This window comes from Kushneria pakistanensis (genome assembly GCF_014652795.1).
GTDB classification, from domain to species: Bacteria; Pseudomonadota; Gammaproteobacteria; order Pseudomonadales; family Halomonadaceae; genus Kushneria; species Kushneria pakistanensis.
Map to the genome: position 1 here is coordinate 166415 of NZ_BMZM01000002.1, position 17515 is coordinate 183929.

Here is a 17515-nt window from a genome sequence, read left to right on the forward strand (position 1 = left end):
GCGTTGTATCGAGACCAGCTTTTTAAAATATCAGCGCGTTGGTGAAGCCCGACCGCAGCCGGGCCTGACGGCGTTACAACCAGCCGGCATCGACCCAGTAGTTGTGGGCAGTGCAGCCACCGGCGGCATCGGAGGCGAGAAAGAGCACCATGTTGGCAACGTGATGCGGGTGCAGGCGCACCTTGAGCTTCTGCTCGTCAACGATCTGCGCCTCATCTTCCGGGGTATACCAGCGTGACTGACGCGGCGTTTTCACATTGCCGGGGATCACACAGTTGACCCGGATGCCATCACCGCCCAGCTCGGCGGCCAGCGCCCGCGTCAGCCCCTCGATGGCGGCCTTGGCGGTTTCATAGAGCACCAGACCGGGCTGGCCCAGATGCCAGCTGATCGACCCCATGTTGATGATTGAACCGCGTCCCTGCGCGCGCATGCCGTCCGCCACACCGCGCGCCGCCAGCGCCTGATGGCGCAGATTGACCGCCATGCGATCGTCCCAGTATTCGGCGGTCACATCTTCAAGCCGATGGCGATCGTCGTTGGCCGCGTTGTTGACCAGCACATCCACCGTGCCGATATCAGAAAGCACCTGCTCAAGCGCGCCGGGATCAGTCAGGTCACAGCGGTGAAAGTGCACGTGCTCACCAAGCGACCCGGCAAGCTGCTCGGCCTCAGCAATAATGTCGAGAAAATGCACCTCGGCGCCCTGCTCGGCGAAAGCACGCACAATGCCTTCACCGATGCCGGAGCCGCCACCGGTAATCACGACGCGCCGACCGGAAAGGTCGGGATAGATCGCAGTACTCATGCTGTCTCCCGAATCGGAACAGACCGCGCCTGAAGGACGCCAACGTCCGATCAAATGTCATTGTTCGGAGGGCAGTTTCCGCCGGTGTCTAATACAACGACATTGGACATAGGTCGCGTTCACGCGCTGAAGCAGGAAAAAGACCATACCGGGCGCATTAAAAAACCGCCCGCCCCTTGCGGGCCGGACGGTCGATGACGCCGTGAGGCGCTTTTACTTGTTGATCAGTGACGCTGGCTCACCGTTGCCTTCCTGGGGCGCACCCTTGTCGGCCTGCTCGCCCAGCGAGAGCCAGGTGTTGATCACCGTATCCGGGTTGAGCGACAGGCTGTCGATGCCCTCGCTCATCAGCCAGGCAGCGAAGTCCGGGTGATCAGACGGGCCCTGCCCGCAGATACCCACATACTTGCCCTGACGCTTCGCGGCACGAATGGCCATCGACAGCAGCGCCAGTACCGCGTCGTTGCGCTCATCAAACTGCTCGGAGACGGTACCGGAGTCACGATCCAGCCCCAGTGTGAGCTGGGTCATGTCGTTGGAGCCGATCGAGAAGCCGTCGAAGTACTCAAGGAACTGATCGGCCAGCAGCGCGTTGGAGGGCAGCTCGCACATCATGATGACCTTGAGCCCGTTCTCGCCGCGCTTGAGCCCGTGGGACTCCAGCGTTTCGATTACGGCGGCGGCGTCCTTGAGGGTGCGCACGAACGGAATCATGATCTCGACGTTCTCAAGCCCCATGACATCACGCACCCGCTTGACCGCCTGACACTCGAGTGCGAAGCAGTCGCGGAAGTCCGGCGACACGTAGCGACCGGCGCCGCGGAAGCCCAGCATCGGGTTCTCTTCGTGCGGCTCGTACTGCTCACCGCCCACCAGGTTGGCGTATTCGTTGGTCTTGAAATCCGACAGCCGCACGATCACGCGCTTGGGCCAGAACGCAGAGGCCAAGGTTGCCATCCCTTCGGTCAGACGGGCCACGTAGAACTCGACCGGGTCAGAGTAGCCGGCAATCCGGCTGGTGATCTCGGCCTGCAGCGCCGGCGTCTGGCGATCGAACTCCAGCAGGGCGCGCGGGTGAATGCCGATCATGCGGTTGATGATGAATTCCAGTCGCGCCAGACCCACGCCCTCGTTGGGCAGCGTGGCAAAGTCAAAGGCGCGATCCGGGTTGCCGACGTTCATCATCAGTTTGAGCGGCAGCTCCGGCAGATCATCAATGGCAGCGCTCTTGACCTCGAACTCCAGCTCGCCCTCGTAGATGTAGCCGGTATCGCCTTCGGCGCAGGAGACGGTAACGTGCTGGTTGGAGGCCAGACGCTCGGTGGCATCACCACAGCCCACCACCGCCGGAATACCCAGCTCACGGGCGATGATCGCCGCGTGGCAGGTACGCCCGCCGCGGTTGGTGACGATCGCCGCGGCGCGCTTCATGATCGGTTCCCAGTCGGGGTCGGTCATGTCGGTGACCAAAACGTCACCCGGTGCCACATCATGCATCTGGCTGATGTCGGCAATGATCTTCACCGCACCGGCGCCGATACGCTGACCGATGGCACGGCCCTCGGCCAGAATCGGGCCGCGGGAGCTGAGCTGATAGCGCTCCATGACCTGCTTGCGCGAGCGTACGGTTTCCGGACGTGCCTGAACGATCAGAAGCTCGCCGGTATGACCATCCTTCGCCCACTCGATATCCATCGGGCGGCCGTAGTGCTGCTCGATCAGCATGGCCTGACGGGCCAGCGCCTCGATCTCGTCATCACTCAGGCAGAAACGGTCCTGATCCGCGGCGTCGACCGGCTCGATGCGCACCTGCTTGCCGTGGCTGCGATCATCGGCGTACACCATGCGCTCGGCCTTGGTGCCCATGCTGCGACGCACGACCGACGGACGGTTGGCGGCCAGCGTGGGCTTGTGCACGTAGTACTCGTCCGGGTTGACGGCGCCCTGCACCACCATCTCACCCAGTCCCCAGGCAGCAGTGACGAACACGACCTGATCAAAGCCCGATTCGGTGTCGATGGTGAACATGACACCCGAGGTGGCCAGATCCGAGCGCACCATGCGCTGCACGCCGGCAGACAGGGCCACGCCCTTGTGGTCGTAGCCCTGGTGGACGCGGTAGGAAATGGCGCGGTCGTTGAACAGTGAGGCAAACACGTGGTGGATCGCCTCGCGCACGGCGTCCAGCCCCTGCACGTTGAGGAAGGTCTCCTGCTGGCCGGCAAAGGAGGCATCCGGCATGTCCTCGGCCGTGGCGGAGGAGCGCACCGCAAAGGAAGCGTTCGGATTATCGCCGGCCAGCTTCTCGTAGGCCGTGGCGATGGCATCATCGAGTTCGGCCGTAAAGGGCGTATCGATGACCCACTGACGAATGCGCGTCCCGGCAGCTGCCAGGGCGCGGGTATCGTCAATATCGGTTTCATCCAGCAGGGCATGGATACGCTCATCCAGACCGCTCTGTTCCAGAAAACGCCGCCATGCGTCAGCGGTGGTCGCAAAGCCGTTGGGCACCTGGACACCCAGACTCGCCAGGTGGCTGATCATCTCGCCCAGTGAGGCGTTCTTGCCCCCGACACGATTGACATCGTGCATGCCGACCTGGTCGTACCAGAGCACGTCCGGGTCAGCGTCATTCAGGCGATTGTCGTCTGTCACCATGCGATCACTCATTTCTCGTCTCTCCCGGCAATCCTTTACGCCGCCGGCCCCTTTGAAGGTGCCCGGCAGTGCCATACCCAAAAATAAACAACGTAAAAAAACGTCGTTCAGGGCGTGTAGATCCATCGCACGACCGAATAAAAACGACGCTTTTAAAATCCTTCCTGTCATTGGACAGTCGAGCAGAGCGTAATCATTTTCCGCGGTCCGCCATAGCCTTTATGACAAGTTTTAAGGCCAGGAACATTTTGAAAGACTACGACATGGCGTTAACACAAAGTATTAAATTGGCAACGCATGTTTTTGAAATAAATGGATAAACCCAAAAAAAATTCGGCACAAAAAATCACTACATGTTTTGTAGCGCCTGCGCAAATTTGACAAATGAGGTCGCAATGGCATCACAACATTTTGACCATTACCGTGGTTTAATGCCTGATAAATCGTGTCTTTTATGCCGGGCAGAGAGGCTTTTATGCCAAAAACAGTGTTTTATATTTCCGATGGCACGGCCATTACCATGGAAGTGCTGGGCCACGCCGTTCTCTCCCAGTTTGATACGGAATTTGCCCAGCGGACCTGGCCCTTCGTGGACACCCGGGAACGCGCCGTCGAGATTCGCGAGCGCATCGACCGGATTTTTACCGAGACCGGCGAGCGCCCGATCGTCTTTTACTCGATCGTCAGCGACGAGATCCGCCAGATCATCCTGTCGAGCCACGGCTTCTGCCATGACGTGATCGAATCCGTCATTGCCCCGCTCAGTGAAGAACTCCAGATGGCGCCGCACCCGACGCTGCACCGCACCCATGGTCTCAATCAGCGCAACGTGGCCCGCTATGACGAGCGCATCGCGGCGATCGACTACGCCCTGGCCCATGATGACGGCCTGTCGCTGCGCCATCTCGAACAGGCCCAGGTGATCCTGATTGGCGTGTCGCGCTGCGGCAAGACACCCACCAGCCTCTATCTGGCCATGCAGTTCGGCCTGCGGGTTGCCAACTACCCCTTCATTGCCGACGACATGGACCGCCTGGCGCTGCCGCCGGCCCTGCGCGAGCAGCGCGGCAAGCTGTTCGGGCTGACCATCAACGCCGAACGCCTGTCCAACATTCGCAACGAACGGCGCAACGCCAGCACCTACGCCTCGCTGCGACAGTGCCGGCTGGAGCTGTCCGAGGTCGAGGCGCTCTATCGCCGCCTGCGCATTCCCTATCTGGACACCACCAACTACTCGGTCGAGGAGATCGCCACGCGCTTGATGGACACGCTTGGCATCGATCGGCGGATCTTTTAGGAAAAATATGATGGCAATGACAACGAAGCCGAGCCTTGCCCGCAAACCGGATGCTCATGAGCATCGGCCATCAGGCAGAGTTCGTGCAGGTTGTTGAGGGTCAGCCATGCATCGGCGGCGCCTTCCATTCTGGCTGGCGTGGTGCCTTGTGCCGTTCGCACCAGCCAGGCAGCCCGAAACCCCGCTGACAGGGCCCCCTGGACATCCAGCTGCCAGTCATCGCCTATATGCAGTATCTGCGCTGGCGCAACATCGAGCGCGGTAGCAGCGACGTGGAAGATTTGCGGGTCGGGTTTGGCGATACCCAAATCCCTGGAGAACAGGATGACACTGAAAAAATGGCGGATGCCGATCATGTCCAGATCGGCATTGCCGTTTGAAATGGCCGCCATGGGGTAGCGCTGACTCAGCCATTCAAGCGCCGGCAGGGCATCTTCAAAAAACGTGACCTGCTGACGTGCGGCATAAAATACCGCATAGGCCCGTTCGCTCAGCGCCGGATCCTCACCGGCCAGACGCAGCACCTCATGAATCGACGCTTTTCTAAGCCGTGCCGGTGTGTCGACAAGATCGGGCCTGAGCATGGCCATGCGCTGTCGATACTGTTGCAGTGACGCAGGCTCCGGCAGCACTGCCGCCGTCAATGGCGCATGTTGTAAAAGCCAGTGATAAAGCATTGTCTCAGCGCCGCGTACCGCAGCGTCGAAATCCCAGAGCGTATCGTCCAGATCCAGCGACAGGGCAGCCACGTCGTTCAGATACAAAGGCTTCGGACCTCTGGTTGGGCAATACGCAGATAATCTTCACTGCTTAAAACGATCGAACGATCAAGCCTGCCGGCATTGAAGGCAATCTCGTCATGTTCCTCGACAAGTGCCGGGTCGGCCAGCAATCGAATCCGCGATGAAAATACGAAGGGGGGAACGGCACCGACGACACAGCCGGTCTCGGTCATGACGTCCTCGGCGCTGGCAAGCGTCGCCTTTTTGATGCCGACAGCGTCAGCCACCTGTCGAAAATCCAGCTTCCTGTTGCCCGGCAGCACGGCCAGCATAAAAAACTCATCATCGTGCCGGCTTTTACACAGCATCGCCTTGGCACCCTGCGATTCGGTGGTACCGCGTATACGGGCCACATCCTGCGACCGCCCTTCGGCAGAATGCTCAATGATGCGAAAGCGTGCATCATGTGTCTTCAACAGCTGCACAAGCTGATCAAACATGGGTAAAACTCCCGGGTAGCCCCAACGTCATCGGCCGGGGGCAGCAATCTTTCGCCGTCCCCGGCCGGTCCTTTCGAATACCTTCCTGATCGGCTTAATACTTCCAGAAAATCTCCTGGAGCTTTGCAGTATCGGTTGTTTTTGTCAGCGCCAGCGCCATCAGAAGACGCGCTTTTGCAGGGTTTTGATCGTCCACGACGATGTAGTCGTACTTGTCGTCCTCGGCCTCGCCGTTGCGGACAACGGCGCCGCTGCCGGTACGTGTTGTGCGAACGATAAACACGCCCCTGGCACGTGCCTCCTCCAGAACAGCGTCCATGTAGTCGGGCACACTGCCATTGCCGAACCCCGCCCAGATGAGCGCCTTTGAACCATGGGCAATGAAGGCGTCCATCGGAACGCGGTTCATGTTGCCGTGGGTATACACCACGTCGACCTCGGGCATTGATGCGATGTCATCAACGCTGAACTCGCTTTGCGTGGTATGAGGGCGTATCGGGGCGCGATAAAAGCGCGGCTGGCCTTCGACGACCTCACCGAGCGGCCCGTAAAGGGAGTGGAAGGCTTCTACCTTGAGACTGCTGGACTTGGTCACGTCCCGGGCACTGTGAATGTCATCATTCATGACCACCAGCACGCCCATACCGGACGCTTTCGGGTCTGCCGCAACCACAACCGCGTTGTAAAGATTCAGTGGGCCATCGGCACTCAGGGCCGTGGAAGGCCGCATGGAACCGACAAGTACAACAGGCTTGTCGCTCTTGAGGGTCAGATTCAGCAGATAGGCGGTCTCTTCCATCGTGTCCGTACCATGCGTAATCACGATGCCGTCCACATCAGGCGAGTTCTGAAGCTCCGAGACGCGGCGCGCCAGCGTCAACCAGCGCTCGTTGTTAAAGCTTTCCGAACCGATCTGAAAGACCTGCTCACCGCGAACGCTGGCAACATCCTTGAGCTCCGGTACCGCAGCGATGAGCTTGTCGACCCCCACCACGGCGGATTGATAAGCACTGACGTTGGCACTTGATGCCCCTGAACCGGCAATGGTGCCGCCGGTGGCCAGAATCACGATATTGGGTTTTTCTTCGCTGGCCTGGGCAAAAGGCACCGCCATGACCAGCAGCAACAGCATCAACCACCACTTCCCGGAACAAATCATGTGTTTCATGAGGTCTCCATACGGCGCTCACCTGCCGCCGATGATGTTGTGTCGTTATCAAACCGAACAGGGAGCCCCTGTCAGGACAGGGGACGATCGCTGACTGATCGATCGGGATCAGACGCCGGTCCGGCATCAGGGGAGGTTTCGCCGGCCTTGAGCACGTGAGGCGTATCGAAAAGCGTCTGATCAAGCTCGCCTTCACTGCGCGCCACGACGCACGTTACCGCACTGTCGCCGACCACATTCAAGCCAGTGCGGACCATATCGAGGATGCGGTCAATACCGGCAATGATGGCAATACCTTCCAGCGGCAGGCCTACCGATGTCAGGACCAAAGACAGCATGATCAGGCCCGCACCGGGCACACCGGCGGTGCCGATGGAGGCAAGTGTTGAGGTCAGGACGATGGTCGCGTACTGGCTGGTCGTCAGATCAACGCCATAGGCCTGCGCGATGAAGACCACGCAGATGCCCTGATAAAGGGCCGTGCCGTCCATGTTGATGGTGGCGCCCAGTGGGAGCACAAAACTCGAGACCCGACGTGACACGCCCAGGTTGTGCTCGGCCGACATCATCGTGACCGGCAGCGTTCCCGAGCTGGAGGTACTGGTAAAGGCCACCAGGGCCGGCTCGATGGTCCCTTGAAAAAAGCGAACAGGATTAAGGCGGGCCAGGAATTTGATCATGGCACCGTAGACGATCAGGGCATGGAGAATACAGGCGAGATAGACCAGCCCGATGACACCGGCCAGGGGCGCCAGTACATCCATGCCATAGGTGCCGGCCACCCAGACCATCAGGGCGAAAACGCCATAGGGCGCAAAGGCAATGATGATCGAGGTCAGCTTGTACATTACCTCGGCGGCGGCATCGAAAAAGGTCTTGATCGGTTTGGCAACCTCGCCCGCCATGACGATGGCAATGCCCAGCAACATCGCAAAGACAATGATCTGAAGCACGTTGGCTGTGGCAAAGGCCTCGACCGGGTTGGTCGGTACAAGCCCCAGGATGGTATCGGCAATCGATGGCGCATCCTTGGGCTGGACGGCTTCAGCGGTACCAATATCGATCCCCACACCTGGCTTGAAAAGTACCGCCAGGGCCAGGCCGATCGAAATGGCAATGGCGGTAGTGGCCAAGTACAGAACAAACGTTTTCACCCCAAGACGCCCCATGGTCTTGAGGTCCTGCAATGAGGCAACGCCTGCGACCAGCGTGATAAAGATCAGCGGGACGATCAGCATCTTGATCCCGCGAATAAACAGATCTCCGACCGGTTTTACCGAGGCGGCAATATCGGCATTGCCGGTCTGGTTGAGCGCAATCCCCAGAACCAGCCCCAGCCCCAGCGCAATGAATATCTGCTTCCACAGCGCCATATCGAGCCAGACCCTCAAGGGATTGCGTCGGGCAGATGAGCGAACGGTATTTCTTGTCATTGTACGTCTCCTGTTTCCCGCTGTTTGCGGTTTTCAGATACAACGTCCTGCCAGGCGGCGCCCCTGCAGGGGCAGGAACGCCGGGGCCAGCCCCGGGATGACGCCATCATGTCCATGGGGCATGGCACACTGCGGGTCAGTGCTCAAGGGTGGCTTTGGAGGAATCAGCCAGGGGCATACGCCTGTTTACTGAAACGATGAAGGCGTGTGCGGGTGATCACTGCCAAGCAGCGCCACGGCTTCTACCTCGACGGCAAAGCCAAAGTGCAGCTGGGCGATGCCGGCAACCGCGCGCGCGGGGCGATGCTCTCCAAGCCATTCGGCATAAATCTCGTTGAACGCCGGCCAGTGGTCGATATTGGTGACGTAGATGCGCACCTGCATCAGGCTCTTTTTATCAACGCCTGCGCAGGCCAGGCAGCCATCGATATTGGCCAGCACCTGACGCGCCTGTTCCTCGAACGAGGCATCGCTCAGGTGCGTGCCGTCCGGTCGAATGGGGAGCTGACCGGAGATAAAGACCTGGCCGGCGCCCATGCAGACATGGGAGTAGTGTCCACCGGGACGAGCGATATCCATGCTGTTCTCACAGCGGATATCAACGTGAGAAGTGGTTTGCGTCATGAGGAGAGTCCTTTTTTTGGGCACAAGGGGTCCTTGTCCCGCAACCATGAAAGGTTGAGGGGCGCGAACCGGTACGGTAATACGCGGCCCGGCAATGGGCCGCTCAACGAACTATGAGGTCAACAGACTGGCGAAGCGCGCCATGTCGACGTTGCCACCACTGATGATGACGCCGATACGCTTGCCCTGCAGTTCGGCCTTCATCTGCCGCGCCGCGGCAAAACCGAGACAGCCCGTCGGCTCGACCACCATCTTCATGCGCTCGGCCAGAAAGCTCATGCACTCGACAAGTTCACCGTCCGAGGCGGTCAGAATGTCGTCGACATCACGCTGAATGATCGGAAAGGTCACCTTCCCCAGATACTGGGTCTGCGCGCCATCGGCAATGGTTTTGGGTGTATCGATGTGCACGATCTGCCCTGAGCGAAACGATTGCTGCCCGTCGTTACCCGCCTCGGGCTCGACGCCATAGATCCTGCAGTCCGGCGCCATGGCTCTGGCCGCCAGCGCACAGCCCGACAGCAGACCGCCGCCGCCCAGACAAACAAAAAGGGCATCCAGCTCGTCGACATCTTCAAAAAGCTCCATGGCGGCCGTACCCTGGCCTGCCAGAACATCCGGGTGATCATAGGAAGGGATCAGGGTCATGCCATGCTTCTCGGCGAGGTCACGGCCGATCTGCTCCCGGTCCTCGGTGTAGCGGTCATACCTCACCACGTTACCGCCATAGCCCTCGGTGGCGGCGACCTTGGCGGCTGGCGCGTCCTCGGGCATGACGATGGTGGCCGGAATGCCCAGAATTCTGGCTGAAAGAGCAATGGCCTGAGCGTGGTTGCCGGAGGAGAACGCCACAACCCCGGCGCGCTTTTGCTCGGCACTGAATTTCGACAGCGCGTTGAAGGCACCACGAAACTTGAAGGCGCCCACGCGCTGGAAGTTCTCGCATTTGAAAAACACCTGCGCGCCCATGGCCTCATCGACGGTGCGTGAGGTCACCACCGGCGTGCGGTGGGCGTGGCCTTCAATGCGCTTTGAAGCGGCGACCACGTCGTCGAAGGTGGGAAGCTGATTCATGGGATATCTCTCCTGATGTGGCCGCCAGGCCACACAAATGGGTATCTATGCTCGTCAAAGCGCATGGGCACTGCTGTCTTCCCGATCCGTGACACGCCATCGGGGTTACTTGGCATAGCCATAGACCGAGGCGCGGGAAACACCCAGATGGCCGGCGACAATCTCCATCGCCCGGCGCACCTCCAGAAGGCCTGCCGACTTCAACTCCCTGACCAGCACCCGTCGGTCTTCCGCCTTCAGCGCGCGCGGTGTGGTGGCCATGCTCGCGGCGAACTGATCGATACGAGCCCGGATGGCGTCAGCGCCCATCGGGTCGAGTGTCTCCTGCGCAGGCGCAGCGCCGGGCAGGTCGACGAACTGATTCAGCATGCCCTGAAAGCCCTGAAACACACTGAGATCGATATTCATGCACAGCGCGGCGATGTAGCGACCGCCGGAATCCTTGATGCCGATCGAGGTGCTCTTGACCTGACGGCCATCCGAGAAGCTGTTGGCGTAGTTGGCAATGATCTGCTCGACATCGGCGCTTTGAATGCGGGCCAGCCCCAGCTCGGTGGCCGGACTACCGACCTCACGCCCCGAAAGGTTGTTGTGGATGGCCAGCACAGCATGTGAGGGGTCCAGCAGGTCATGGACCACCACCTCACAAAACGGGGCGAAGGTTCTGGCAATGCCCTCCGCCGTCTGCTTGAGCTGTTCAAGCAGCAGTCGCTGCTCCGGGGTTCGCTGGGTCATGGGAATGCTACCATCGTCGTTTTTGACAGACTGTTTAATTCTGGACACTATGTCAATGCACCTCTTCTTCTACTTTGATCGAGTACGCTCATGACGACCCTGAATGCTCTTGAGACACCCGCCGCACTGATTGACACCCAACGCCTGCAGCGCAATATCGAGCGCATGCAGGCACGCATGGACACGCTCGGCGTGCGCTTTCGTCCGCACGTCAAGACCGCCAAATGCCCAAACGTAACGCAGGCGCAGATCGCCGCCGGTGCCCGCGGTATTACGGTGTCGACCCTCAAGGAAGCCGAGCAGTTTTTTGAATCCGGCATCACCGACATTCTGTATGCCGTGGGCATCTCAATCGACAAGCTCCCGCGCGCGCTCGCGCTGCTGGAGAAGGGCTGCGATTTGAAGCTCATCGTGGATAATATCGATACCGCCCGCGCTATCGGTGAGTTCGGGAAGGCCCACGATGCCACCTTCGAGGTATGGATCGAGATTGACACCGACGGGCATCGCAGCGGCATCAAGCCTGACGACGAGGCCCTTCTGGAGATCGCCCGCGAGCTTCAGGACAGCGGCATGACCATGGGCGGCATCATGACCCACGCCGGCTCCAGCTATGACTACCACACCCCGGAGGCCCTGCGCGAGATTGCCGAGCAGGAGCGTGCCGGCGCCGTCAGGGCAGCGCAGAGGCTGCGCGAGGCCGGGCTTCCCTGCCCGGTGGTCAGCGTGGGCTCCACCCCCACGGCCCTGAGTGCCGAACATCTTGACGGCGTGACAGAGGTGCGTGCCGGCGTGTATGCGCTGTTTGATCTGGTCATGCACAACGTGGGCGTATGCGCACTCGATGACATCGCGCTGAGCGTGCTCACCACCGTGATCGGTCATCAGGAAGAAAAGGGCTGGGCTGTCGTCGATGCCGGCTGGATGGCGATGAGTCGTGATCGCGGCACGCAGAAGCAGACGCATGATTTCGGTTTCGGTCAGGTATGTACCGAAGACGGCACGGTGCTTGAGGGCTACATCCTGAGCGGTGCCAACCAGGAACACGGCATCCTGTCTCACGTTGGCGAGACCGATCACGATATCAGGAATCGTTTTCCCATCGGCACGCGTCTGCGTATTCTGCCCAACCACGCGTGTGCCACCGGGGCACAGCATCCGCATTACGCCGCTCTGACGTCCGACGAAAGCGTCGATATCTGGCCGCGTTTTTACGGCTGGTAATGTTTATGACCAGCAATCAGGGAGCAGCTTTCATGACACACCCCCCATCGACAGGATCACGTCGCCTTGTCGTGCTCGGCACCGGCGGCACCATTGCCGGCTCTTCCTCCGAGATCGGCGCCAATCTTGGCTATACCTCAGGAACGGTCGCAGTCGAAGACCTGCTTGGCGGTATAGAGGCGCCGAATGGCGTGACCCTGCAGGCCGAGCAGATCGCCCAGCTCGACAGCAAGGACATGGATGTCGCGACCTGGTGTGCCCTGCGCAAGCGCTGCGACTACTGGCTGGGCCAGGAGGACATCGCAGGCGTGGTCATCACCCACGGTACGGATACGATCGAGGAGACAGCATTTTTGCTGCACTCGGTGCTGCCTTCAACCAAACCCGTGGTGCTGACCTGCGCCATGCGCCCGGCCACTGCCCGCATGCCGGACGGCCCGCAGAATCTGCGTGACGCGCTGGCCGTGGCGGCAACGCCTGAGGCTACGGGCGTCACGGTGGTCTGCGCCGGGGAGATCCACGGCGCGCTCGACGTGCGCAAGGACCACCCCTATCGGCTGAATGCGTTTTCCTCAGGCGACAGCGGCCCCATCGGTTACGTGGAGGAAGGAACCGTCCGCCAGCTGCGCCCCTGGCCGCGCCCGGAGAACAGCGATCAGAACACCCTGCCGGAGGCCGAGCACTGGCCCCGCGTCGAGATCGTGCTCAGTCATGCCGGTGCCAGCGGCACGTTGATTGATACGCTGGTGCGGGAACGCCAGAGCGGCGCCGCCGACCCGGTCGCAGGCATTGTGCTGGGCGCGACCGGTAACGCCAGTCTGCATCGCCATCTCGAGCAGGCCGCCCATCGGGCTCGCGAGAGTGGTATCGAGGTGCGCGTGGCCGCGCGCTGTAACGAAGGTCGGCTGCTGCCCACGCCTGATGCCCCCTTCCCGATCATGACGGCACTGTCACCGGTGAAGGCGAGGGTCGATCTGCTATTGAAACTTTGCAGAGCGATATGAAATATCGTGGATAAGCAAGAAAGGCTGCTGGGCCCATGAGCCTCGGAAGAGCTGTCATGACATGAGGGCGGTCGCAGCCCGGTTTGTTCAGGCTTGCGTCACAATAAAAATGACTGCATTGGCACTCAGGTCATATCAAAAAAATTATTGATACAAAACATGAAAAGGACAACGCCACCAATATAAAAGTGGTGGCGCTGCTCCAAAAGCGTTTATCGCTGCTTTTACGATTACGATTCTAATTCAAGGGCTTTCTCAAAAATGGCTCTTGAAACATCCAGTGTTTGATCACCACGCTCAGAGATTGCAGTACATTCATGCGTTTCAAGCTGGCTAATCAAAAAGTCGATGTCAGAAGAAGACACATTGATATCGTTCAGAGTTACCGGCATACCAAGCGATTTGAAGAAAGCAGCCGTTTTTGAAATGGCTGCATCTATTTTTTCTTCGTCGGAGCCATCCGTAATTGACCAGACGTTTTCAGCATACTGAACAAGTTTATCAAATTTCTGTTCTTTCCTTACCGTCATGACCGCCGGCAGGATAGCGGACAGCGTCTTTGCATGATCCGTATCGTTGAGCACTGTAAGTTCGTGGCCTAAAGCATGCGTAGACCAGTCACCGGGTACACCGGTGGACAGTATGCCGTTCCAGGCCAGGGTAGCTGTCCACATATAATTGGCCCTGAGGGTATAGTCGTGTAAATCTTCCTTGACGACATCAGGCCCAATTTTAATAAGAGTCTTCATCAGGCTTTCAGCAAATCCGTCCTGAACCATACCGCCGACTGGAAAGGTCAGGTACTGCTCGATGATATGGACAAAAGAGTCTGTAACACCGTTGGCCAGTTGTTTACTGGGAAGTGTATAGGTCATCTCCGGATCCAGTACCGAAAAAGTCGGATAAACCTGAAGACTGCTAAAACCGACCTTGGCTTTTTTCTCCTTGAACGTGATCACTGAGATGCTGTTCATTTCTGAAGCTGTAGCAGGTAGTGTCAGAATGGTTCCAAGGGGAAGGGCAGCCTTGACAGGCTCGCCTGTTCCAACGCCGTCGCCAAATATATTGGTCGGGTCCCCTTCAAATTTCGCTGCAGCAGCAATGAATTTGGAACCATCAATAACTGAACCGCCACCAATGGCAAGAATAAAATCGAACTGTTCTTTTTTAATCAGCTCAACTGCCTGCATGCAGGTTTCAAAAGTGGGGTTGGCTTCGATACCACCGAACTCACCCAGATCATAATCTGTCAATGCTTCACGTACGCGATCCAGTACACCTGAGCGTTTAACACTTCCACCTCCATAAGTGATCAGAACTTTCCTGTCACGCGGAATCAAGGTAGATAATGATTCAATCTGATTTTTGCCGAATACGATTTTAGTAGGATTTTGAAACGTAAAATTGGCTATTTCCTGCTGCATGATCAGCTTCCCTGGTGATGAATGTATGCTCGACATATAACAAACAGACTCGGTTAATGCTCTGATATAGCAATCATGGCCCTGTAGGCAGCAATCAATACGTAATCATTAAATAAGTCTTTTTGCATCGAGATCACTTTTAACAACAGTGACTAATCTCCATTATAGGTTGGCAGGGCATCAGTAACGATGAACCAATCTCCGCTTTTTTTGCTTATTCCTCCGGGTGAACGGACAAGGCAACCATTAATCGTCATATCTTGTCATAATTGTACGATTGGCATGACTTGACGGATTTTTACAGGAGATCCTCTTGGCTATATCGCCCTGCTTCCACCCATCGCTGACTGACAGTATCGCGGCTCTGATCAGGGGAGATGGCCCTACCCAAACGCTTCTACCTGGCGTATCACTGCATTGTTTGAGTCATTTACAAAAGCGCACGCCGCTGCTTTATGAACCCAGCCTTATTTTTATCGCTCAGGGAAAAAAGATATGTTATCTGGGCGATCGCGAAATTCGCTACGTTCCAGGCCAGTACCTCGTACAAACACTGTCATTGCCCTTTGAATGCGAAACCCATGGCTCACGCGAAGCGCCAATGCTTTGCATTTCAATAAAGCTGGATCCAGTGCTATTGAATGAGATGGTGATGAGCATGGGCGAGATTGACGCACCCTTCCCTCTGCCTAAACCCATGGCGTCGGTGGCAATGACGGATAGCATGCAGATGGCCGTTGTACGATTGGTCAACGCGCTTGATGACCCCAAAGAGTGTGCAACCATGGGTGCTGCGCGCATCCGCGAGGTCATCTTTGAAGCGTTAAAAGGAGATCAGGGACCAGCATTACGAGCATTGGTTAACGGCCAGGGACACTATTCACGCATCGTACAGGTGCTCTCAAAACTTCAGGTGAGTTTTGCCGAGGATTTTAGCGTTGGGCAACTTGCCCAGCAGGCCAATATGAGTATTTCGACGTTTCACCACTATTTTAAACAGGTAACACGAACATCCCCTGCTCAATACCTGAAAAAAATGCGCCTGATCAAGGCACAGCAGCTTCTTGTACAGCAGAACCATAATGTCAGTCAGGCCGCATTAGCCGTAGGTTATCGAAGCGTGGCGCAATTTAGCCGCGACTATAAACGTTACTATGGCGACTCCCCGCTGCAAAATCGCCGCCAGGAGCAAATACTGCAGAAACAATAGTCACCGGATAATGTTCTTTTTAAATCCTGTTGACGCTATTTAAATAAAACATGGCTTTTATCTTGAGCGTATTGGCTTCTGTCTTAAATGGCGGCAATGTCACCGGTGAAGGCTCGAATCGCTCTGGCGCTTGAGCTGTGTCACGGCTGATATCGACAGGCGCCGCTGATCAGCACGGCGCCTTCTCAATATCGATCAGCCATTGACGGCATTGAAGACAAAATCGACCGGCACCGGCGAGCCGATCGTCTGCACCGGGCCTTCCAGCTTGCCGTTGTCGGCCTGAATGCGAAACACGTTGATGGTATCGCTGTTCTGATTGCCCACGTAGAGAAAGCGCCCCGCGGGGTCCAGGTTCATGCCGCGCGGAATCTCGCCGCCGCTGGCGACCCAGCCGGTATTGGTCAGGTGCCCGCTCTGCGTGTTTACCTCGAACATGGCGATGCTGTTCATGCCCCGATTGGTGGCATAGAGAAAGCGCCCCTGCGGATGGATGCGAAGCTCGGCGGTGGTATTGCTGCCGCCAGGCACTTCCCCCGGGTTGTCGGGGTTGAACACCGGTCGGCCAAATTCGCTGTCGGCCGGCAGGGTCGACAGCGCCTGAACATGGATGAAACTGCCGCGCTCGGGATAAAAGTCAAAGACATCCACCGTTGAAGAGAGCTCGTTGAGCACGTAGGCGAATGGCTTTTGCGGATGAAAGACCATGTGCCGACAGCCGCTGCCCGAGGCCACGTTGGCATAGGGCACCGGCCCGGGCGAGAGCCTGCCGCTGTCCATGTCCAGCGTGAACGCCAGCAACCGGTCCGCACCCAGATCAAGGCCGAAAACGTGATGGCCACCCGGCCCCGTGATCATCATGTGGGCATGCGCGCCCTCCTGACGCACACCGTCCGGGCCCAGCCCGTTGGGCGGTGACTCGACCAGATCGCTCATTTCCCCGATCTCGCCATTTTCCCCCAGCGGAAAGACCGAGAAGCTGCCGGTGCCGTAGTTGGACGCAAACAGATAGCGCCCGGAGGGATGTACCGAGCAGTGACAGGTCCAGGTGCCCTGCGTGGGTCGGGTATTGATAAAGGCAAGTTCGCCGCTGGACGGATCGATCCGGTAGGCGCTCACTTGCCCCTGCGGTTTGCCGGCCGCATCCGGGCCGAGCTCGTTGACGCTGTAGAGATAGCGACGATTCGGTGACAGGGCCAGAAAGGAGGGGTTTTCCGCCGCCATGACCTGTACCTGAGTGAGCCCACCCTGCTCAGAGTCCATGCGAAACACGTAGATTCCCCGGGCCTGACTGGGGGCCACACCCCCGGGCGCGGTATTGGGCCCGGTATAGGTACCGACATAGACATACTGCGCGCTACTGCCGCTGCTCTGACCAGAGGCAGCAAAGGCATCCGATAGGGAAAGTACCGGGGACAGCGCCATCATGCCGGCCGCGACCCCCATGCCCTTGAGAAGTCGACGACGAATCTCATCGATCAATGCATTGTCTGTATCGCCTGGTTGCTGATCCATGCCATGCCCCTTCAGGAGAAAGAAAGCAAAAGCATTGGCTTTCCCCGTCAGGTCGACAATCCAGACCTTGGTAGAGATTCCTGAACTTGCGCAAGGGAGTGTCATCTCCCGGTCCATGC

At 58.4% G+C, this 17515-nt stretch carries 15 protein-coding genes; 4 read left to right on the plus strand and 11 right to left on the minus strand.

The annotated features are described in order from the left end of the window. Nucleotides 1-73: 73 nt before the first annotated feature. Both xylB and ppsA read right to left on the minus strand, forming a co-directional pair. Nucleotides 74-808, minus strand: coding sequence for a D-xylose 1-dehydrogenase (xylB, locus tag IE123_RS06215; protein ID WP_189516225.1), 735 nt, complete (start codon nucleotides 806-808; stop codon nucleotides 74-76). Between the two features lie 213 nt (nucleotides 809-1021). Continuing rightward, nucleotides 1022-3478 carry a phosphoenolpyruvate synthase gene (gene ppsA, locus IE123_RS06220; RefSeq protein WP_229819637.1) on the minus strand — a complete coding sequence of 819 codons (2457 nt, stop codon included), beginning with the start codon at nucleotides 3476-3478 and terminating at the stop codon, nucleotides 1022-1024. Nucleotides 3479-3941: 463 nt separating this feature from the next. Here ppsA and ppsR point away from each other — a divergent pair, with 463 nt between their 5' ends. Continuing rightward, on the plus strand, nucleotides 3942-4763 hold the full coding sequence (ppsR, locus tag IE123_RS06225; protein WP_189516227.1) for a posphoenolpyruvate synthetase regulatory kinase/phosphorylase PpsR: 822 nt from the start codon (nucleotides 3942-3944) through the stop codon (nucleotides 4761-4763). Here ppsR and IE123_RS06230 read toward each other — a convergent pair. The 7 genes from IE123_RS06230 to IE123_RS06260 all read right to left on the minus strand — a co-directional run bounded on the left by IE123_RS06230 (nucleotide 4760) and on the right by IE123_RS06260 (nucleotide 11019). Next, on the minus strand, nucleotides 4760-5527 hold the full coding sequence (locus IE123_RS06230) for an HAD family hydrolase (RefSeq protein ID WP_189516230.1): 768 nt from the start codon (nucleotides 5525-5527) through the stop codon (nucleotides 4760-4762). The two genes, ppsR and IE123_RS06230, sit on opposite strands and share 4 nt — an antisense overlap. After that, complete coding sequence (locus tag IE123_RS06235) at nucleotides 5518-5985, minus strand: YbaK/prolyl-tRNA synthetase associated domain-containing protein (protein ID WP_189516232.1); 468 nt, start codon at nucleotides 5983-5985, stop codon at nucleotides 5518-5520. Before IE123_RS06235 ends, IE123_RS06230 begins: the two co-directional genes overlap by 10 nt. Before the next feature lie 94 nt (nucleotides 5986-6079). Then, complete coding sequence (locus IE123_RS06240) at nucleotides 6080-7153, minus strand: type II asparaginase (RefSeq protein ID WP_189516236.1); 1074 nt, start codon at nucleotides 7151-7153, stop codon at nucleotides 6080-6082. 71 nt (nucleotides 7154-7224) lie between these two features. Continuing rightward, nucleotides 7225-8586 (minus strand): dicarboxylate/amino acid:cation symporter, encoded by a 1362-nt coding sequence (locus tag IE123_RS06245; RefSeq protein ID WP_189516238.1) that lies wholly within the window; start codon nucleotides 8584-8586, stop codon nucleotides 7225-7227. A 186-nt stretch (nucleotides 8587-8772) separates the two neighbouring features. Next, on the minus strand, nucleotides 8773-9210 hold the full coding sequence (locus IE123_RS06250; protein WP_189516240.1) for a RidA family protein: 438 nt from the start codon (nucleotides 9208-9210) through the stop codon (nucleotides 8773-8775). 111 nt (nucleotides 9211-9321) lie between these two features. Continuing rightward, nucleotides 9322-10284, minus strand: coding sequence for a threo-3-hydroxy-L-aspartate ammonia-lyase (locus IE123_RS06255; protein WP_189516242.1), 963 nt, complete (start codon nucleotides 10282-10284; stop codon nucleotides 9322-9324). Between the two features lie 105 nt (nucleotides 10285-10389). Beyond that, nucleotides 10390-11019 carry a helix-turn-helix transcriptional regulator gene (locus tag IE123_RS06260; RefSeq protein WP_189516244.1) on the minus strand — a complete coding sequence of 210 codons (630 nt, stop codon included), beginning with the start codon at nucleotides 11017-11019 and terminating at the stop codon, nucleotides 10390-10392. Between the two features lie 90 nt (nucleotides 11020-11109). On the opposite strand from IE123_RS06260, the gene IE123_RS06265 reads away from it, so the two are divergent. Together IE123_RS06265 and IE123_RS06270 are read left to right on the plus strand one after the other, a co-directional pair. Next, nucleotides 11110-12243 (plus strand): DSD1 family PLP-dependent enzyme, encoded by a 1134-nt coding sequence (locus IE123_RS06265; protein WP_189516246.1) that lies wholly within the window; start codon nucleotides 11110-11112, stop codon nucleotides 12241-12243. Between the two features lie 32 nt (nucleotides 12244-12275). Then, entirely contained in the window at nucleotides 12276-13247 is a 972-nt protein-coding gene (locus IE123_RS06270) for an asparaginase (protein ID WP_189516248.1), read from the plus strand. A 230-nt stretch (nucleotides 13248-13477) separates the two neighbouring features. Here IE123_RS06270 and IE123_RS06275 read toward each other — a convergent pair whose 3' ends face one another. Continuing rightward, a complete protein-coding gene (locus tag IE123_RS06275; protein ID WP_189516250.1) occupies nucleotides 13478-14671 on the minus strand; it encodes an iron-containing alcohol dehydrogenase in 1194 nt (397 codons plus the stop codon). Nucleotides 14672-14984: 313 nt separating this feature from the next. Here IE123_RS06275 and IE123_RS06280 point away from each other — a divergent pair, with 313 nt between their 5' ends. After that, the gene (locus IE123_RS06280; protein ID WP_189516252.1) at nucleotides 14985-15881 is read left to right on the plus strand and encodes an AraC family transcriptional regulator; all 897 of its coding nucleotides are present in this window, start codon (nucleotides 14985-14987) and stop codon (nucleotides 15879-15881) included. A 195-nt stretch (nucleotides 15882-16076) separates the two neighbouring features. On the opposite strand, the gene IE123_RS06285 is transcribed toward IE123_RS06280, so the two are convergent. Continuing rightward, nucleotides 16077-17396, minus strand: a complete 1320-nt coding sequence (locus IE123_RS06285) for a lactonase family protein (RefSeq protein ID WP_189516254.1) — start codon at nucleotides 17394-17396, stop codon at nucleotides 16077-16079. Nucleotides 17397-17515 lie beyond the last annotated feature (119 nt).